21 protein-coding genes and 1 pseudogene are annotated in these 20,618 nt (G+C 28.3%); 2 read left to right on the forward strand and 20 right to left on the reverse strand.

Annotated elements, in window-relative coordinates:
- The 6 genes from I4V63_RS02755 to I4V63_RS02780 all read right to left on the reverse strand — a co-directional run.
- A partial coding sequence (locus I4V63_RS02755; protein ID WP_195999777.1) for a hypothetical protein occupies nt 1-730 on the reverse strand: 730 nt, incomplete at its 3' end.
- A gap of 188 nt (nt 731-918) precedes the next feature.
- Nucleotides 919-1,197, reverse strand: coding sequence for a hypothetical protein (locus I4V63_RS02760; RefSeq protein WP_195999778.1), 279 nt, complete (start codon nt 1,195-1,197; stop codon nt 919-921).
- Between the two features lie 354 nt (nt 1,198-1,551).
- The gene (locus I4V63_RS02765) at nt 1,552-3,108 is read right to left on the reverse strand and encodes an ABC-F family ATP-binding cassette domain-containing protein (RefSeq protein WP_195999779.1); all 1,557 of its coding nucleotides are present in this window, start codon (nt 3,106-3,108) and stop codon (nt 1,552-1,554) included.
- A 243-nt stretch (nt 3,109-3,351) separates the two neighbouring features.
- Nucleotides 3,352-3,909 (reverse strand): DUF3867 domain-containing protein, encoded by a 558-nt coding sequence (locus I4V63_RS02770; RefSeq protein ID WP_195999780.1) that lies wholly within the window; start codon nt 3,907-3,909, stop codon nt 3,352-3,354.
- Nucleotides 3,910-4,005: 96 nt separating this feature from the next.
- Nucleotides 4,006-5,058 carry a spermidine/putrescine ABC transporter substrate-binding protein gene (locus I4V63_RS02775; protein ID WP_195999781.1) on the reverse strand — a complete coding sequence of 351 codons (1,053 nt, stop codon included), beginning with the start codon at nt 5,056-5,058 and terminating at the stop codon, nt 4,006-4,008.
- Nucleotides 5,059-5,244: 186 nt separating this feature from the next.
- Entirely contained in the window at nt 5,245-5,622 is a 378-nt protein-coding gene (locus tag I4V63_RS02780; RefSeq protein ID WP_195999782.1) for a RidA family protein, read from the reverse strand.
- A gap of 317 nt (nt 5,623-5,939) precedes the next feature.
- Between I4V63_RS02780 and I4V63_RS02785 the strand changes: the two genes are divergently transcribed.
- Both I4V63_RS02785 and I4V63_RS02790 read left to right on the forward strand, forming a co-directional pair.
- Entirely contained in the window at nt 5,940-6,965 is a 1,026-nt protein-coding gene (locus I4V63_RS02785) for a branched-chain amino acid aminotransferase (RefSeq protein ID WP_195999783.1), read from the forward strand.
- A complete protein-coding gene (locus I4V63_RS02790; RefSeq protein ID WP_195999784.1) occupies nt 6,966-7,229 on the forward strand; it encodes a multidrug resistance efflux transporter family protein in 264 nt (87 codons plus the stop codon).
- A gap of 53 nt (nt 7,230-7,282) precedes the next feature.
- Here I4V63_RS02790 and I4V63_RS02795 read toward each other — a convergent pair whose 3' ends face one another.
- The 14 genes and pseudogenes from I4V63_RS02795 to nrdD form a co-directional block, all read right to left on the reverse strand.
- Nucleotides 7,283-7,456, reverse strand: a complete 174-nt coding sequence (locus tag I4V63_RS02795) for a (2Fe-2S)-binding protein (RefSeq protein WP_042395161.1) — start codon at nt 7,454-7,456, stop codon at nt 7,283-7,285.
- Nucleotides 7,457-7,508: 52 nt separating this feature from the next.
- Complete coding sequence (locus tag I4V63_RS02800; RefSeq protein WP_042395164.1) at nt 7,509-7,697, reverse strand: ferredoxin; 189 nt, start codon at nt 7,695-7,697, stop codon at nt 7,509-7,511.
- Between the two features lie 160 nt (nt 7,698-7,857).
- Nucleotides 7,858-8,643 carry a formate/nitrite transporter family protein gene (locus I4V63_RS02805; protein ID WP_195999785.1) on the reverse strand — a complete coding sequence of 262 codons (786 nt, stop codon included), beginning with the start codon at nt 8,641-8,643 and terminating at the stop codon, nt 7,858-7,860.
- A 292-nt stretch (nt 8,644-8,935) separates the two neighbouring features.
- Nucleotides 8,936-9,718: a sirohydrochlorin cobaltochelatase gene (locus tag I4V63_RS02810; RefSeq protein ID WP_195999786.1), complete on the reverse strand. Its 783-nt coding sequence runs from the start codon at nt 9,716-9,718 to the stop codon at nt 8,936-8,938.
- 159 nt (nt 9,719-9,877) lie between these two features.
- Complete coding sequence (gene hemL / locus I4V63_RS02815; protein WP_195999787.1) at nt 9,878-11,152, reverse strand: glutamate-1-semialdehyde 2,1-aminomutase; 1,275 nt, start codon at nt 11,150-11,152, stop codon at nt 9,878-9,880.
- 1 nt (nt 11,153) lies between these two features.
- Nucleotides 11,154-12,125: a porphobilinogen synthase gene (gene hemB / locus I4V63_RS02820; RefSeq protein WP_195999788.1), complete on the reverse strand. Its 972-nt coding sequence runs from the start codon at nt 12,123-12,125 to the stop codon at nt 11,154-11,156.
- Nucleotides 12,118-13,596, reverse strand: a complete 1,479-nt coding sequence (gene cobA / locus I4V63_RS02825) for a uroporphyrinogen-III C-methyltransferase (protein ID WP_195999789.1) — start codon at nt 13,594-13,596, stop codon at nt 12,118-12,120. The genes hemB and cobA overlap by 8 nt, the downstream gene beginning before the upstream one ends.
- Before the next feature lie 45 nt (nt 13,597-13,641).
- Nucleotides 13,642-14,514, reverse strand: coding sequence for a hydroxymethylbilane synthase (gene hemC, locus I4V63_RS02830; RefSeq protein ID WP_195999790.1), 873 nt, complete (start codon nt 14,512-14,514; stop codon nt 13,642-13,644).
- Nucleotides 14,515-14,517: 3 nt separating this feature from the next.
- Nucleotides 14,518-15,198 carry an NAD(P)-dependent oxidoreductase gene (locus I4V63_RS02835; RefSeq protein ID WP_195999791.1) on the reverse strand — a complete coding sequence of 227 codons (681 nt, stop codon included), beginning with the start codon at nt 15,196-15,198 and terminating at the stop codon, nt 14,518-14,520.
- The gene (hemA, locus tag I4V63_RS02840) at nt 15,159-16,361 is read right to left on the reverse strand and encodes a glutamyl-tRNA reductase (protein ID WP_195999792.1); all 1,203 of its coding nucleotides are present in this window, start codon (nt 16,359-16,361) and stop codon (nt 15,159-15,161) included. Before hemA ends, I4V63_RS02835 begins: the two co-directional genes overlap by 40 nt.
- Before the next feature lie 546 nt (nt 16,362-16,907).
- Nucleotides 16,908-17,777 (reverse strand): YitT family protein, encoded by an 870-nt coding sequence (locus tag I4V63_RS02845; protein ID WP_195999793.1) that lies wholly within the window; start codon nt 17,775-17,777, stop codon nt 16,908-16,910.
- A 117-nt stretch (nt 17,778-17,894) separates the two neighbouring features.
- The gene (locus tag I4V63_RS02850; RefSeq protein ID WP_195999794.1) at nt 17,895-18,653 is read right to left on the reverse strand and encodes a hypothetical protein; all 759 of its coding nucleotides are present in this window, start codon (nt 18,651-18,653) and stop codon (nt 17,895-17,897) included.
- 165 nt (nt 18,654-18,818) lie between these two features.
- The gene (gene nrdG / locus I4V63_RS02855; RefSeq protein ID WP_195999795.1) at nt 18,819-19,316 is read right to left on the reverse strand and encodes an anaerobic ribonucleoside-triphosphate reductase activating protein; all 498 of its coding nucleotides are present in this window, start codon (nt 19,314-19,316) and stop codon (nt 18,819-18,821) included.
- A 411-nt stretch (nt 19,317-19,727) separates the two neighbouring features.
- A pseudogene (nrdD, locus tag I4V63_RS02860) lies at nt 19,728-20,615 on the reverse strand (anaerobic ribonucleoside-triphosphate reductase); the annotation flags it as partial.
- Between the last annotated feature and the right edge of the window lie 3 nt (nt 20,616-20,618).

A 20,618-nucleotide genomic window follows, 5' to 3' on the forward strand; every position in this document is an offset into this window, starting at 1 on the left:
GTTTATCCCAACCTAACAATTTATTTTCTAATGAATTATAAATTTCTTCTAAACCCTCTCTAGCTGGACAATGTTCTACGAATTTAGTGGTTTTAGTTGTTCTTTCTTCATCTACTGCATTTTTATTTTTAAAAGCATTTAAAACATATTTGCTAGTTACTGAACCATTTGAAGTTAATTTAACTTCTTCAATAACTTCTTTTACTTCTTCTATGCTCTTAGTTTCAATTATTTCTTGTAGTTCTGTAGATGCTTGTCCAACTGTAATTATTTCATTAACTAAATTTAACTTTTCATTTATTTTTATAACTTCTTCAACTGTTACTTGTCCTTCTAATACCTCTATTTTCTCTCCTTTATTCTCCCTTTTCTTAACTTCCTTAACTAGTTCAACTTCTTCTTTGTAAAGTAATTCTTCTAAATTTTCTGTTGTTCTAAAGTAAGTAAATTTACCACCTTTATTTAAAATATATCTTTCTATTAAATTACTATCTACAAATTTTTGAACTACCTTTTTTAAAGTTGATACTGATTGAGTTATAAATGGTACATCTTCTAAAAGTAATTCATATGTTAATTGTTTAAATTCTTTACCTTCAACTTCAATCGTTCTTGTCATTCTTGGTAATATATCCACCATAGTTCTTAAAACTATTAGGTCATTTCCATTTAAGTTATTGTATTTATTTACTAACGCTTCTTGATTAAATCCCATAATGTTAAACTTCATTGTTGCTCACTCCTTTTATCTTTGTTTATCATTTGTTTTTTCTTGGTGCTTCAATACTGAAAGTTTAAGGAATAAACTGTATATCCACTATTAGATATGTTTCCTATCGGCTACATTTATTATTATATACAATGTGTTTCTAAAAAGCAACACTTTTATATAAAAAAATAGATAGTATTTTCTACCATCTATTTATAAAAATATTCTCTATTAACTTTATAAACTGCTTTTTTATTTTCATTCTCTAATCTTTCTATATAATTACATTCTGCTAAATTCTTTAAGTAATTTAATAATCTTTGTTTATTAGTTGCTCTACATTCCGTCATTAAGTCTTTAGCACTAATATTTAATATTCCAGTTTCTCTATCACATAATCTTACTAATTGCAGAAATACAAATACTTCATTGGCTTTTAATCTATCATCTAATAACAAACTATCTTTAATACATAATGTTGTTTCCATTTTTATTACTCCTTTAATTACTCTGTTTTACTGTATTTTTATTATATCACCTAAAAAAATAAATATCACGACTATATTTTTATCTTTGATTTTATAAAAAAAATAATAGTAGAATAGTTATATTAGAATAGTAATAATAGAATAGTATTTGTTAACCCAAAAATGGTTCGTGTCATAATCCAAAATTGGTTTAAGGCATAACCCAAAAATGGTTTGTGTCATAATCCAAAATTGGTTTATGCTATATAATATTTAAATAGACTTCAATCTTAGTACAAAATAACAAATATATAAATAAAAGCCGCTTAATTAGCGACTTCTATTATATATTAACTATAAAATTAAAATACTTCCTTAAGGTACGAATAATGTCCATTCCTCACAGTTCCAAATATCTGTTACAACATCCTTATAGAACTCAGGCTCATGGCACACAAGTAAAATACTTCCCTTATATTCCTTTAAAGCTCTCTTTAATTCCTCTTTAGCTTCAACATCTAAATGGTTAGTAGGCTCATCTAGGATTAAGATATTTGTTTCTTCATTAATAAGCTTACATAATCTAACCTTAGCTTGCTCTCCACCACTTAATACACATACCTTACTTTCAATATGCTTTGTTGTTAAACCGCATTTAGCAAGAGCTGATCTTACTTCATATTGAGTTTTTGAAGGGAACTTTTCCCATACTTCTTCAATACAAGTATTATAATTTGCATCCTTTATTTCTTGTTCGAAATAACCAATTTGTTGATATTCACCTAAGTTAGCTTCTCCACTTAATGAAGGAATTAATCCCATTAAACTCTTTAAAAGTGTAGTCTTACCAAGTCCATTTGCTCCAACTAAAGCTATCTTTTGTCCTCTTTCCATATAAAGATTTAGAGGCTTAGTTAAAGGCTCATTATATCCAATAACTAAATCTTTAGTTTCAAATATAACCTTCCCTGAAGTTCTTCCCTTTAAGAAGTTGAATTCTGGCTTTGGTTTTTCAGCTGCAAGTTCAATCATTTCCATCTTATCAAGCTTCTTTTGTCTAGCCTTTGCCATACCACTTGTTGCAACTCTTGCTTTATTTCTAGCAACGAAATCTTTAAGTTGTGCAACTTCTGCTTGTTGTCTTTCATATGCAGCTTCTAATTGTGCTTTATTAGCTTCGTAAATTCTTTGGAATTCATAATAATCCCCAACATATCTAGTAAGCTTTCTATTTTCCACATGATAAATTAAGTTAATAACTGAATTTAAGAATGGAATATCATGTGATATTAAAATAAATGCATTTTCATATGATTGTAAGAATCTCTTTAACCATTCAATATGAGCTTCATCTAAATAGTTAGTAGGCTCGTCTAGTAAAAGAATATCAGGATTTTCAAGTAAAAGCTTTCCTAATAATACTTTAGTTCTTTGTCCACCACTTAGTTCAGTAACATCTCTCTCAAGACCTACATCTAAAAGCCCTAACCCCTTAGCAACTTCTTCTGCTTTAGCATCTATAACGTAAAATCCATTATTATCTAACATATCTTGAATAACAGCTGTTCTCTCTAAAGCCTTATTCATTTCCTCTTCGTCCATTTCACCCATTCTTCCATAAAGGTCATTCATTTCAGCTTCCATATCAAATAAGTATTGGAATGCACTTCTAAGGACATCTCTTATAGTTAATCCTTTTGCAAGCTCTGCATGTTGGTCCATATAACCAACTCTAACTCTATTACTCCAAATTACTTTTCCCTCATCAGGCATTAGCTTACTAGTAATTATATTCATAAATGTAGACTTACCCTCACCATTTGCTCCAATAAGCCCTACATGTTCTCCTTTTAGTAATCTAAATGATACATCTTCAAAAATTGCTCTATCACCAAATCCATGGCTGATATTTTTAACTGTTAAAACGCTCATTCTCATCCTCCAGCAACGTAAAATTTATAGTAACTATATTTATATAAATTTATTTTTTTACATTAAAATAAGGGTGCATCCAATCTCTTAGTTGCAATTAGACACTTTCAAATTATATATTAAACCTATACACTAAGCTTAATTAATAACTCTTTATTTGTCACTTGCCACTGTAAATTGGCTACCTCCCTTATTAATTATACATAAAATTTAGTCAAAATAAATAGAAATTTGTTTCTATTTTTAGTAATCATATTCTCTTGTATCTTCGCAAAGCGAAATTTTAAGCACATTATTCTCAACTGTCTTTTTATATGAACATAAAAACTCATTTAATTCATTGTCAGCTAAGTCTATTTTTCCAGTGCTTTTTAAAATAACGTTATGTTCATCTAAAAGAATAATAAGATTATTTTTATCGTTATTTATTTTATATTCAGTTGCACCTTTTACCTTAAGTCTATCTTTATATTTTTCTTGAAATCCTAAAGTTCTTCTAACCTTTTCATAATCTTTAGGATCAGTTGAAATATTATTCAGCCCTAAACTTTTAAGTTGTTCCTCAAAGCCTGTAGTATCTATTCCATATCTCTCCATAAGTTTAGTTTGCATTTTTAAAAACTTATCTTGAGAAATATTATTTTGTACCATATACTCAGTTAATTGGTTTGAAAAATCAGCCATAGATAGCTTTCCTTCAGCAACCTTATAATATAAACTGTAAATATATGATTCAAATTGATCTACATCTTTATCATTAACCCTATTTTTAAGCTCATTAAAGTCAATTATTTTATCCATATTCTCTCCTCCTAAGCTCATGTCCTTTTACAAATATTATATACTATACACTCTAGTTTTTCCACAAAGTATTATTGTGAATATTATCTAATTATCTTAACTTTTAACTTTAATCCAAACATCTTGGTATAATTCTAAATTCTCCTTATCTAAAAACTTATATCCTTCACACTTATCTAATATTTCTTTTGGCATATATGCATTTTCATTATTCTTAATTTCATCAGCTTGTTCTTCCATAGCTTGCTTTTGTGGTGTAGTATATCCTATTTCATCAGCTGTTCTTAACGCTATGTCTTTACTACTCATAAAATCTATAAATTTTTCTGCTCCGCTGACATTTTTTGCAGACTTAGGAATTGCCCAAGAGTCTAACCAGAAATCAGCACCTTCTTCTGGAATTACATATTTAAATCTATCGTCTTCAGCTTCTAAGTTTAATCCCTCTCCTGACCAAATCATAGCAATAGATTTTTCCCCTGATCTCATTAAATCTAAAACTTCATCTGCTCCATATGTTGGATTTAATTCTTTCTTTTGCTTTATTAATAATTCTCCAGCTTCTTTTAACTCTTCTTCATTAGTTGAATTTAATGAATATCCTAATGTTTTTAAAGCTACTCCAATTGTATCTCTCATATTATCAAACATAAATACTTCATCTTTATATTTAGAATCAAATAAGCTCTTCCAACTTGTTATGTCTTCATCAATAACTTCAGTATTATATATTAATCCAATTGTACCGTTCATATATGGTACAGTATAATCATTATTAGGATCATATGGTTTACCCATATCCCCTTCATTCATATTTACTATATTAGGTATATTATCTTTATTTATCTTTTGAAGCAATTCTTCTTTTATCATCTTTTCAGCCATATCATCCGAAACTAAAATAACATCATAATCTACCTTTCCGCTAGCAACCTCTTGATACATATACTGCATATCATCAAAAGTTTTTTCATTTACTTTTATTCCCGTTGCTTTTTGGAATTCTTTATAGACTCCTTCTGCTGCATTAGCACCATAATTTAATATATTTATTTCTTCACCAGCTTTACTTTCACAACCGGCGAATATTCCAATTGTAATTAGTATACTTATTAATACAGCACCTAATTTCCTCTTATTCCCTTTCATAGAATAAACCCCCTCCATATATAAAATATCATTATCTTTAGTATTATAGTATTATTTTACTTAATAATTCTATTCATCAATTATATAATTTACTATATTTAAACAAAATAAAAAAGCCCTAAAGGCCTTTTTATTAATAATTATTATTTTTTAATATTTATTTTTACTATTTAAACACTATATTTTTTATTTTACAGCTATTGCTTCTATTTCTATTACCGCATCCTTAGGTAATTTTGCTACTTGCACGCAACTTCTAGCTGGTTTATTTTCAGTGAAATAAGTTCCATAAACTTCATTTACTGCTTCGAAATCATTTAAATCTTTTAAAAATATACTTGTTTTAACAACATTATTTAATGATGTTCCTGCAGCTTCTAATATAGCTTTTACATTTTCCATTGATTGCTTAGTTGCAAGCTTAATATCTGTTACTAACTCTCCAGTTGCAGGATTTAGTGGAATTTGTCCTGATGTATAAACAAAATCCCCAACTACTATTCCTTGTGAGTATGGCCCTATTGCCCCAGGTGCATTATTAGTACGTATTACTTCTCTATTCATAACTTTTCCTCCTACTTTCTCATTTAATAAAACAACTTCATCTTTACCATTTAATTAATATTATAATATATATTTGAACATATATATATCAATAAATTTATTATCTCACTATTTAAGATTTTTTACATTAGTGGTAAAATAAATAATTAAGATAATGCATTAAACATAAGTAAGATTCTAAATTTCAACTTGTAAATTAAACCCACTCTTCATTTAGTAGTGGTTACATACTAGTAGAAAGAATTTGCTTTTTAACTTATCTTAAAAATTAAATGAACTAATCATAAAAAATTACGTACAAAAAAGGGGCGATTTAAATGACTAAAAAAGTAAACATCGATTGGAATAACTTGGGGTTCGAATACATTAAAACTGACTTTCGTTACATTTCTAATTGGAAAGATGGTAAATGGGATAATGGACATTTAACAGAAGATAACATGCTTAAAATAAGTGAAGCATCTTGCGCTCTTCACTATGGACAATCTTGTTTTGAAGGATTAAAGGCTTATAGAACTAAAGAAGGAAAAATTCAACTTTTCAGACCTAATAAAAATGCTGAAAGACTTAATTCAAGCCTTAGAAAACTTCTTATGCCTGAAATTCCTGTAGAAAAATTTATAGATGCTTGCATGCAAGTTGTTAAAGCTAATGAAGATTACATTCCACCATATGGAACTGGTGGTACATTATATATAAGACCATTTGTAATAGGTGTTGGAGATAATATTGGAGTTAAACCTGCTCCTGAATATATATTCTGTGTTTTCTGCTTACCTGTTGGAGCATACTTTAAAGGTGGAGTTACTCCTTGCAACTTTATGATTGCTGATTATGACAGAGCTGCTCCTCACGGTACTGGTGGACAAAAAGTAGGTGGTAACTACGCTGCTTCAATGCATCCTCATAAAATAGCTGCTGATAAAGGATTTGCAGATTGTATTTACCTTGATCCTGCAACTAGAACTAATATTGAAGAGGTTGGGGCTGCTAATTTCTTTGGGATAACTAAAAATGATGAATTTGTTACACCATTATCACCTTCAGTATTACCTAGTATTACAAAATATTCTTTAATGGAAATTGCAGAAAAGTACTTGCATATGCCTGTATATGAAAGAGAAATCCCTATAGATTCCCTTGATGAATTTAAAGAAGCAGGAGCTTGCGGAACTGCTGCAGTTATAACTCCAATTGGAGGAATAGAATATAAAGATAAACTTCATGTATTCTACAGTGAAACTGAAGTTGGTCCTGTAACTAAAGAACTTTATAGAATTCTTTGTGGAATTCAATTTGGTGATATTGAAGCACCTGAAGGATGGATTTATACAGTAGAATAATTGTATTTTAAATGGACATTTTCTAATAGAATTTGTCAATTTTTTAGAGTAATTGCTACAATTTTATTTTTTAAAGCTACAGAACTTATTAAAAATAATAATCATCAACTTGCCGTAATTGAAGCAACACAATCTGGAGAGGTTATTTTCACACTTCTTGATGAAATTTTAATATTAAAAACTACTTTTCCAACAACTATTGGCTATATAGAGACTTTCTTAGTTATTATAGGTATGATATTAAATAGTTTATTTTCTGATTAACAAAAATAGTAGAAGTATAAATTAATATACCTCTACTATTTTTTACTTAAAATTTATTTATTTTTTTCTATTAATAATTCGATATTACATTTACATCTTCCGCCACGGCATCCACCAGCACCTGCACCAGTTTCTTCCTTAACTTCTTCAAAAGAAGTCGCCCCATTCTTTACAGCCTCAACTATTTGTTCCTCTGTTATTCCTCTACATAAACATACTTTTGACATAATTTCATCTCCTTTGTATCTACTTTTAACCTTTAATTATTTCAAGTACTTATTATTCTTCTATAGAAATAGCTTGTACTGGACATCCATCACAAGCTTCTCTTACTGAATCTTCTAAATCGCTTGAAATTTCACCTTCAATTGCAACTGCAACCCCTGTATCTAATGAAAATACGTCTGAACAGACACCTTCGCATAATCCACAGCTAATACATACATTTTCATCTACAAATGCTTTCATTTTATTTCTTCCTCCATTTAAATGTAATTAAAGTTTCCTCTCGATTAATATTATCAACTAATAATTATTATTTGTCAATATTATTTCTTACTATTTTAGTCAACTTTATTTTTTATAAAAAAATGACAGCTATATTTAATAGCTGTCATCAATAATATTATTAAGAATTCTTCTTTTCTTTAGTTATAAAGTAATATGGTAAACCTACAAATAATACTCCACCAACAAAGTTACCTAATGAAACCCAAAGTAAGTTATGAGCCATTCCCATAATAGTAACATCTGCTCCGTGTGGTAATAATAATCCCATAGTTAAGAAGCCCATATTTGCAACACTATGTTCAAATCCAGCAGTTATAAATGTAAATAAACACCACCAAATCATTAATATTTTTGCTGTTTCTTCTTTTAATTTATATGCACACCAAGTTGCTAAACAAACTAATACATTACATAATAAACCTCTTAGGAATAATTCCATCCCTGGTGTATTCATCTTTGTAGCAACATTATTTACAATAAATTCTCCGATATATTCACTTTTTCCACTAGCAAGTCCAGCTTGTACATATAGTAATGCCCCTACAACACCACCTATCAAGTTACCAACCCAAACTGCAATCCAGATTTTTAATGCATCTAACCAAGATACTTTCTTTTCTAAAGCTCCAACAGTCATTATCATTGCATTACTAGTGAATAAATCTCCGCCACACATAAATACTAAAGTTAAAGCAACACCAAAGCATGCTCCCATTAATATTTTGTAAGTTTCAGCGCCTGCATGATGCATTGTTCCGCCAATTGTATAAATTAACATAATTCCTAAGCTTACAAAAAAGCTTCCTAAGAATGCAGATGTTAAATATTTAGCTATACTCTTATTAAATAAGCCAATTTTTACTTCTGCAGAGTGAGTTAAATTATCAATTTCTCTCTTATACATTTCTACACCTCTACCTAATTTATAATCTTTGTATTTTTTTATCACAATTATATATGATACAACTTTTTTCTACTTTTTTCAAACAAAAAATTCCATGCTTTTAAAATTCCTCAAACTATTAAAGATAAAGGTTTACTTTTTAAATAAATAGAAATATTAATTAAAAAAACTCATATTTTATTAATTACCTAGCAGAAATTAATATCTATTTCTTTTTCCTTCATTATTTAATTTTATAAACAAAAAAACTCTAGCCAAATCTTAATAATTTAACTAGAGTTTTACTCTTTTCTTAACTTTCAATTATTTTATTTATTTTTGTAATATACATTGCTCTTATTTTTTCATATTGTAACAATGACTTTTTACCAATAGTTATTTCTATACCCTTGGATTTTATTTTTTTGCTCCACGAATCATTACTATTTAATATGTCATCAATTACATGCTTTCCTGGAATTATAAATAAAGACTTTAAAATTAATTTTTTAGTGCCATCTTTTAGTATTTCTTCAATCGCCAAATCTAAAGTTTTTTCACCTTCTAAAGTTGCTAAATAAACTTTTTTATTAGATTGCTTTCTCACAGCTTCTGTAATAACATCATATATTTTATTTGAGTTTTTCTTAGATCCATGGCCAACTAACAATATATCATTTTCCTCTGAATCATCACAAATTATATTTGCTATTTCATTACTTTCTTTTATTAAAGCTTCTTCTTCATTAGAAAATAAAGTATTACAAATCACTATTCTCTTCATAGAATATTTATACTCATCAACTACTTCTTCGATGCGTTTTATATCACTAGTACTCATTATGTGTAATGGCTGTATTATAACTTCCTCATATCCTTGGTTAACTAAGTTAAATAATGCCTTACTTAAATGAGGAATAACATACTCATGTCTTTCTTTTAAAAGCTCAATTATTTTATTTGATGTAAATGCCTTAAGTACTGTATACTCTCCAGCAAAATATTCATTTAAATCCTGTTCTAATAATCCTATACTTTGTTTAATTCCCTCTAAATTCGCACTTCCAAATGCCACTAAAACTATTGCTTTACTCATAAAATCCCCCACCTTTTTTAGTTAATAGTTAATGAATAAATTCTGATTAGGCTGAATTTATAATATTTTTTTGAAGCTCCCCAAGGAGTTTCCTCCTCAACTATTAACTCAAAACTATTAAGTCTTAACTATCTAAAGACTACTAATTATTTACTTCCCTTATGGTTGAAATCTTTTAAATGTTTCTAAGAATTTATCTATGTGTTCTTCAGTATGAACTGCACTTAAGAACATTGATTCAAATTGAGATTGTGGTATATTAAATCCGTTTTTATTCATATGCAAGAAATACTTCCTAAACATTTCTAAATCACAGCTTTTTGCATCTTCATAAGTTCTAACAGGATTTCTATCTGTAAAGAATATAGTCATCATTCCCCCAACTCTATTAACTGTTAATTTAATTCCTTTTTCTCTTGCAATATCTTCAATTCCACTTTGTAGCTTTTCACCAAGCTTATTTATATGATCATAAATCCCTTGATTAGCCTTTAGTATATTTAAAGTTGCCATTCCAGCTGCCATAACAACTGGATTACCTGACATAGTACCAGCTTGATATACTCCTCCTACTGGTGATAATTTTTCCATTATATCACGTCTACCACCATAAAGGCCACAAGGAAGTCCTCCACCTATTATCTTTGCATAAGTAATTAAGTCTGGTTTAACATTAAATAAACTTTGAGCACCTTTATAAGCAACTCTAAATCCACTCATAACTTCATCAAATATTAATAATGAACCATATTCATCACATAATACTCTTAAAGTTTCCATAAATTCGTCTTCTGCTTTAACTACTCCCATATTTCCTGCAACTGGCTCGATAATTACTGCAGCAATATCGTCTCCATATGCTTCAAATAAAGATCTAACTTGCTCCATATCGTTATATACACCAACTAAAGTGTTTTTAATACTATCATTTGGTATACCTAAACATCCTGCTATTCCTTCAGTTAATACTCCTGAGCCAGCTTCAACTAAAAATCCATCAAAATGTCCATGATAACATCCTGCAAATTTAATTATTTTATTTTTACCTGTATATCCTCTAGCTAGCTTTATAGCACTCATTGTAGCTTCTGTACCAGAGTTAACGAATCTAACCATTTCAACATTATCCATTTCCTCACATAAGAACTTACTCATTTTAAGCTCTAAATCAGTTGGTGTTCCAAATGCAATTGCTGATTCTGACATTTCTTTAATTGCAGTTACTACATCTTCATTAGAATGCCCTAAAATCATAGGTCCCCATGCAAGTACGAAATCTATATAATCTTTACCATCTTCATCAGTTAATATTACACCTTTTCCTGACTTCATTACTGGAGGATCTATGCCCATATCTCTATATGCTCTTACTGGAGAGTTAACTCCTCCTGGCATATATTTTTTTGATTCTTCAAAAATTTCCTTGTTAGACATATTATTTATCCTCCTTAAGCCATTTAGCTGCTTCTAATGCATAATAAGTTATTATCATCTTAGCTCCAGCCCTCTTCATTGATAAAAGCATTTCTAATGCAACTAATTTTTCATTAATCAATCCTGCTTCACCAGCATTTTTAACCATAGCATATTCACCACTTACGTTATAAACACAAATAGGAGCATGAATTTTCTCTCTTGCTTCTTTTACTATATCTAAATAAGACATTGCAGGTTTAACCATTATTACATCTGCACCTTCATTTAAGTCTGCTTCAATTTCTGCCATTGCTTCTCTAGAATTTGCTGGGTCCATTTGATAGCCCTTTCTATCTCCAAAGCTTGGTGCAGAACCAGCTGCTTCTCTAAATGGTCCATAAAATGCAGATGAATATTTAGCTGCATAACTCATTATAGGTAAACTTTCAAATCCGTTTTTATCTAAAACTTCTCTTATATATCCAATTCTTCCATCCATCATATCTGAAGGAGCAACCATATCAGCTCCAGCCTTAGCATGAGATAAAGAAATTTCACCTAAATATACTAATGTTTTATCATTATCAACATTATGATCATCTAAAATACCACAATGACCGTGATCAGTATATTCACACATACAAACATCTGTAATTATATATAAATTACTATCAAGTTCCTTTAATCTTCTAATAGCTTTTTGTACTATACCATTATCATTATAAGCTTCGCTACCAACACAATCCTTATGCTCAGGAATTCCAAATAAAATTACTGATTTAACATTTGCTTCATTTAATTCTTTAACTAATTCATCTAACTTATCTACTGACCAATGGTAATTCCCTTTTAAAGAACTTATTTCTCTTTTTATGTTATTACCTTCAACTACGAATACTGGATAAATAAAATCATCCACACTTAATGAATTTTCTCTAACTAAATTTCTTATTACAGAATTTGTTCTTAGCCTTCTCCCTCTTCTAAACATTTTCTGCCTCCTTGAACTCTATTATTTCCTTAAGGAATCCTTCTTCCGAGTGCTTTTTACAAACAAAGCATTCCATATTATTTGCACTTATTGCCTTTGCTGTTTGTGGTCCTATTGCTATAAGTTTCTTTTCTCTTATAGCCTCAATACCTAACATATCAATCATATTATTCACTGTGCTAGGACTTGTAAATAGTACATAATCTACTTCATCAAATACTCTCTTATTTTTTACTGTTCCACAAACAGTGTCATAAGTATGCACTCTATCTACTTGTAATCCCAATGCACTTACTTCATCGTATAAATAACTTCTGCTACTTGATGAACATGGAATTAAAACTTTTTCCCCTTCAACTAAATGTGGCTTTAATACTTTAAATAATCCTTCACCTACAAATTCTCTTGCCATAACAAAAGGTACTATTCCTCTACTTATTAATGCTTTTTTAGTAGCCTTTCCAACAACTGAAAATTTAGCTTTTATATTTCTAACATCATATCCTGTTTCAATTAAATAATCAAAGAAATTATTAACTCCATTTACTGATGTTAAAATAATATGATCATATTCTGGTAACTTATCTAAATATTCTTTTAAATTTTCTTTAGTTGATTTAATCTTAATAGAATTAATTTCAGTTACTTCTGCCCCTAAGTCACTTAAAGAACTTTTTAAACTTGAACTTTGTTCCCTTGATCTAGTAATACAGACATTTGTTCCAAATAAAGGCTTTTCTTCGTACCAAGATAATTTTTCATTTAAATTAACAACATCTCCTACAACTATAATACATGGAGACTTAAGCTGAGCCTCTCTAGCCTTATCAGCAATACTTTCTAAAGTTCCTATTACTTTTCTTTGCTTTGCTGATGTTCCTCTCATTACAACTGCTGCAGATGTTTCTTTATCTTTTCCATTAGAAATTAAGTTTGATACTATTCTTTCTATATTTTCAAGACCCATCATAAATACTAGTGTTCCCTTTTCTTTTGCAAGCGCTTCCCAATTAAGCTTTTCATTTGTTCCTGTCATTCCAGTTACAATATGAAAACTTTGTGCAATTCCTCTATGAGTTATTGGTATACCTGCGTAATTTAATACAGCTATTGGTGAAGTTACACCTGGTATTACTTCAAATCCTAAATGTTCTTCTTCAAGAGCTAAAACTTCTTCTCCTCCTCTACCAAATACATAAGGATCTCCGCCTTTAACTCTTCCAACTATATGTCCCTCTTTTACAAGTTTCACTATCATTTCATTTATTTCTTCTTGAGTCTTATAGTGAGCACCTGGTTCCTTTCCACAATAATAAATTAAACAATCATCATTTAAATAATTTAAAATATTATTAGAAACTAATCTGTCATAAAGTACTGCTGTACATTTTTTTAATACCTTTACTGCCTTTACAGTTAATAATTCTTCATCTCCCGGTCCAGTCCCTATAATATAAGCTTTTCCATTCATATTTAATTCCTACTTTCATTAAGTTCTGTTATATCATTAGTACTTTTATGCTTTTAATATTTTTTGAGCTAATTTTCTTCCTAATTCAATATTATCTTCTTTTTTGCCTAAAATATCCTTTTTAACTATTGTACCATTTACCTCATATGTTCCAATAATATATATATCATTTCCATTAAGAGTTGCATATGCACCAATTAAACTATGGCATCCACCATTTAATTCTCTCATAAAACTTCTTTCAGCCTCTACAGTTACTCTTACATCTTTATTATCTAATTCTCTAAAATATTTATTATACTCACCATTTTTTAAGCACTCAATTCCAAGTGCTCCTTGAGAAACTGCTGGCACAAATATTTCTGGATTTAAATATTCAGTAATTATATCTTCCATACCCAATCTCTTTAATCCTGCAGCTGCAAGTATTATTCCATCCATACCTTCGTTTTTCATCTTATCTAATCTAGTTCCAACATTACCTCTTATAGGAACTATATTTAAATCATTTCTTATAGATTTTATTTGAGCTGCCCTTCTGATACTACTTGTTCCTATTATTGCTCCATTAGGTAGCTCTTCTAATTTCAATCCATTTCTACAGACTAATACATCTCTAACATCTTCTCTTTCTGGCATTGCAATTAACTCAAAATCTTCTCCCATTTCATATGGTACATCCTTCATTGAATGAACTGCTGCATGAGCTCTATTTTCTAATAATGCTATTTCTATATCTTTTGTAAATAAACCTTTACCACCTATTTTATTTAGCGATACATCAAGTCTCTTATCTCCTTCTGTAACTACTAAAAGTTTTTTACTATCAATATTTTCTTTTTCCTTCAATAGCCTCATTACTGTTTCAGTTTGTGTTTGAGCTAATGCACTTTTTCTAGTAGCTAAAATTAATTCCATATATTACTCTTCCTTCCTTAAGGATTTTATCTTCCTAATTATATCTTCATTATAAAACAATTTTAATACTTCAAAAATTTTATCTTTATCATAAAAAAATTTACAATCACTAGAATTTATAAACTTTAATAAATCATCCTTAATTTCTTTATCTAAAAATAAACAATTTCTTATTTCTCCTGTTAGTCTTATATATTCATCAAACTCTTTCAAAGACTCAGTAATTGATTCTGCAACCATTACTGATCCTCTTGGATTTCCAACCTTAGTATTAACTGCCACAGTAATAAATTTACTTTCTCTTGTAACAGGTATTACTCCCATTCCATCCTTAAATTTTGATGAATTTATATAAATTTTACATAATTTTTCACAATCATCTTTTATTTTATTAATTATATTCTTATTATCAACAGCAATTATTATTAAATGCTTATCTAATATAAAGTCCTTATTATAATTGCCCTTTATGAGCTTTACTTTATCCTTATTAAACTTATAAAAATCATCTAAAAAGTCTAATGATAAAACTTCTATATTACTACCTTTATTATAAAAGTTTCTTACTTTTATTAATGCGCCTCTCCCTGCCCCTATTACTCCAATTTTAAGTTTTTCTCCAAATAATGTTATAGGTGCATAACTTAATTCTCCATGAATATTTGCTTCAGAATATTCAGGCATTCATTTTCACGTCCTTTTAACTTTTCTTGCTTTAATAATTTTATAGCTCTATTTATATAATAGTCCGATGTACTCTTTATTAAAGTTGTAGCTAAATCAATATCTCTCTTATCTTTACATTTTTGTTCAAAAGACTTAACTCTACTTTCTACAACACTACTTCCTACATTCTTCATTTCATGTATATAATATGTAACTTCTCTAATACTTAACCAATTTTTGTATTCATTTAAATATTCATCAACTAAAAATTTATAATCATTCATTTTTTCATTTCTTAATTTTTTGTTATCTACATCTAATTTACTTATGGTATCTATATCTAGTAAAGTTACTCTTTTATTTTGAGATAAATTTTCATCAATATCTCTAGGTAATGCTAAATCAATTAGCATTATTTTTTTCCCATTATTATTTATATAATCATCTTTTATAACAATATGAGGAGCTGCTGTACAACTTATAACTGCATCCACCTCATTAACAACCTTTTTATATTCATTAAAATCTAAAATCTCTACTCTATCATCTTTTAAATCTGGGACCTTTTGTTTATTTCTTACAACAATAAATACTTTCTTAAACTTACCACCTAATGCATATTTAACTACTAAACTACCTATTGTTCCATATCCTAATACCATAATACTACTTGCACCAAATTCTTCAACTTCATTTACTGCAATTGATGATGAAGAAACTGGTATTTCATACAATTTGCTTTCCGTTCTAAACTTTTTCCCACAACTTATTGCTTCTTCAAACAATCTTAGAAGCTTTGTATGTATAGTCTTGTTCTCTAAGCTTAACTCATATGCTAGTTTTACTTGACCTAATATTTGATCTTCTCCTAATATTTTAGAATGAAAACCACAAACTACTTCTAATAAGTGCTTAGCTACACTTATCCCTTCAAGATAAAAAGTATATTCTAAAAGTGAAATATCCCAATCTAATACTTCAAATATCTTTCTTATATCTTCTTCACTTTTTAAGCTGCCTGAAATATAAATTTCTGTCCTATTACACGTGCTTATTATTACTACTTCTTCATATAGTTTATTTAATTCTTTTACTGCCTTAGATTGCTTATTTAATGCAATTGCTAATCTTTCTCTTATGTTTATATCAACATCTTTTCTTATTCCTATAAGACCTAACACTTAATCACCACATTTCTAAGATACAATTATATATATTTTTCCAAAACTCTTAATAAAAAAATAAGGAAGCATCCGTCCTTAACTTTTTTATTATAATACTAAATACGATTTTAATCATTACTTTTATACAATTTAAATTTTTAATGATTAGTATAATTTTTTTAAATTTATATAATATTATAGAAATTTATTTAATGTAACCTTACATATTTTATTATACTTTTCTATATATAACTAAATATAATTATATATAAATTCAATTATATTTTATTGTATTTAAAATATAAGATTAAGAAAAAACACTTGCTTAATCTTTTTGCTAATTACTATATCCAATTCTTATCGTAAACGTTTGTTGATTTCTATACATCAACCTTTTCTACTATTATAAATTAAGCTTTATTATACGGAAGTATTATACTATATTCATATTTACAATTAGTTATATATACTTTCATTTAAAACAAATATTAATATAATTTTGAAAATAAATAGGGCGTTATTTACAAAAACATGTAAATAACGCCCCTATTTATTTATAAAATTTTAAAGCCTTTTTTCAAAATTCCCTGTAACACTTAATCCTTCATTAAATATAATAAATGCTTTAGGATCTTTTTCTAAGACTATTCTTTTTAATTGATTTATTTCATACTTAGAAATTACAGTTACTAATATCCTACTTTCTTCCCCAGTATATGCACCTTCTCCATTCCAGCAAGTTACGCCCCTTCCCATGTCTTTCATAATACCACTTTCTACATTTTTCATCTTTGTAAAAATCATTGCTGTAGTATTTATGTTTTGATAATGTATTTTATCAACTATCAATGAGAAGAAAGTTGTATAAATAATCGAATATATTGCTGTAGGTAGTTCAAACAAGATTGCACATATTCCATAAATTACAGCGTTTATTATTATACCTAACTTGCCAACACTAAAATCTTTATATTTTTGAGTAAAATATACCCCTAGTATATCTATACCTCCACCAGAACCTCCCGCTCTTAGTGTAATTCCTATTCCAGCACCTGTAATTATTCCACCAATAAGACATGCTACTAATGGATCATCTATAATAGCTGTACTTGGAATTGTAATTATTGTAAAGAAAATAGTCTGCGCTATTACACTGACTACAGTTCTTACAAAAAACTTTTTAGATATACTTTTATAAGCTATAAGTAATAAAGGTATATTAATAATAAAGTTAATTATACCTGCTATTTCAAAGTTTTTTACACTTGGAAAATAATTCACTATAATAGTTCTAATTATTTGAGATATACCCACTACTCCACCGTTATATAGTCCTAATGGAGATATAAATAAATTAACCCCTAAACAAAATAATAATGCTCCTATAATAATAATTCCATACTGCTTAATCCTTTTTACTTTTGTATTTTCCATGATTAATCCCCCGATTATATATTAAAAATATTCACAAATAGTTTATAATAATCTAGGAATTATTTCTATAAGGTTTTGTAAAAAATATATTAATTGGTTATAAAAACAAAAAAAAACTTATTTTCTTCTTCTCTTAATACAATAAATAATAATAGCTACTATTATTAAAGTAATTACCACTAATGCAATGACTATATTTTGTATATTAGGAACTTTAAATCCTATCATTATACTATTATTTTCATTTAAATCATTTATAGTGTAAGAATACTTTATAGCTTTATCACTAACCTTTTCATTCGCATTTGTATCTGTTATTTTAACTGGCATAGATATTGACAAATCTACGGGAATATTACCTATTAAACTAGATATATTTTTATTTACTAAAGTTCCTAAGTTTAACCCTATATTATTATTTATATTACTATTTATATAATCACTAATAATATCTACTGTACTATCATTAAGCTTAAGTGTTACTTTATATTCATTAGTAAAAATTCCTTTATCAGTCTCTTCAATTATACTAAAATAATCATTGCTTAAATTTGATACTTCATTAATTTCAACTTTATCAGTTGATATATTAAGCTCTTCTGTATTTAAGTCTCCTTCTTTTGATTTAGTTACTTCTCCAAAGTGTATTCTATCAGGAATATCATCTTTAACCTCAGTAATTATCTTTGATAGTAAATCGTTATCCACTAACTTATTTATAGTATCATCATAATATACTTTTATTTTTGTATCACTAGTTCCATCTATATTGATAGAAGTATCACTACTTATCTTCATCTCCCCACATCCAATTAATATGAACATCATACTCATAATTAAAAATAGAACCAGCATATACTTTTTAAATTTTCTCATATTTCTCAAGTCCCTTCTTTCTAAAAATCACTATGTTATTAGTATAAGTAATTTGAACTTATTTTAATATCTTTAATCATATTTTTCCGTAAAAAAATCACATTAACATGTTAAGAAAATTTTTTCTTATCTTCTGTTATTGTGATTTTTTTATTAATTAAATTTTTATAATATTTCAACTACATTGCCTTGATCTAATGACTTTTTCACATCTATAACTCTTTGATTAGCTGATCCCCTGTATTTAAGCATTATATCTCTTTTATCTGCTTGAAACTTTCCATCTATTAAAACATCTACTTCCTTTAATATTTCTAACCTTTTAGGGTTGCTAATTATTTCTTCAAAAGTATAGCCCGACCATAACCATATTGATTTATCTGTCTCTAATTTTATTCTTTTTAATAGATTAAGTAATGTATCATCCATTATTTGTTGCATAGGTTCTCCACCTAATATATTTACACCTTTTATTTGTCTATTTTTAGTTAATTCAATAAACTCATCTTCTGTTTCTTTAGTAAATTCATTTCCATAATTAAAATCTTGTTGCTCTTTATTAAAGCACCCTTCGCAATTGTGAGTACATCCACTTACAAAGAGTGTAGTACGTATACCTGGCCCATTTGTAACATCTAATTTTCTTATCTTTGCATAATTCATACTTTCACTCCTCTCCAATTATATATTATGCAAAAAAAGAGAGGTAACCCTCTCATTTTTTTATAAATGAAGAACTCTATCTCCAATTTCTGCTGTTCTTCCCTTGTTCCAATAAGAACTTCCTATATCCATTCTACCGTTAGTTTCCTAATACTTTAACACCTATTTAAAGGTCGGAGTAGACTATACATTTACATAAACAATATATGTATTACCATTATAGTCGTTGAGCCTTCTCCTTATCTCTTTAGACTTAGAAGCTTGGTTGCGGATTGTCCAATCATAGTACCTTTTTACTTTACCTAAGAAATTACTCTTAGCCATTGTTTAATTTCTTAAACAACTTAGTAGTACTAAGCTCTAAGGATGTTCCCGCAGTTTCGGTAATTTAACGTGAGCCTATATTGTTAACCCACAAGTTCTTCTCATAACTTGTAATTCACTTTCATCATCATTTCCACATGATGGGCAATGCCAAGTTAAACTTTCTTTATCTAATTGCATTTCACCATTAAATCCACATTTGAAACAAACATCAGATTTAGTATTGATTTCTGCATATTGAATATTGTGATATATAAAATTAATTATCTCTTCAACAGCTTCAACATTTTTATTCATATCTGGTACTTCTATATAAGAAATACATCCTCCACTACTTATTGAATGGAATTGTGATTCAAACTTTAACTTACTAAATGCATCTATTTCTTCACAAACATGTACATGATATGAATTTGTATAATATAATCTATCAGTTACATTAGGTATTTCACCAAATCTAGATTTATCTATTCTGCAGAATCTGTATATTAAGCTTTCTGCTGGTGTACCATATAATCCAAATCCAAGACCTGTTTCATCCTTCCATTCTTCACATTTTTCTTTCATGTGATTCATTACTTCTAAAGCAAACTTTTCTCCCTCTTCAGAAGTATGACTTACTCCAAGCATTGCTTGAACCATTTCAGCTATACCAACATATCCAAGTGAAAGAGTTGAATAACCATCTTTTAATAGCTTATCTATCTTTTCACCTTTTTTAAGTCTTGCTATAGCTCCATGTTGCCAATGTATTGGACTTGAATCTGAAGTCACTCCAAGTAACATTTTATGTCTTGTTATTAATGCATCTTTACAAAGATCTAATCTTTGATCTAGCATTTCCCAAAACATCTCCATATCCTTATCAGCTATTATAGAAATTTGTGGTAAATTCAAACTAACCACTCCTTGGTTAAATCTTCCATACCACTTATATTCTCCATTTATTTTTTTAGGAGATAAATGTGATCTACACAA

The sequence above is a fragment of the Clostridium sp. 1001271B_151109_B4 genome, assembly GCF_015670405.1.
Taxonomy (GTDB): Bacteria; Bacillota; Clostridia; order Clostridiales; family Clostridiaceae; genus Clostridium.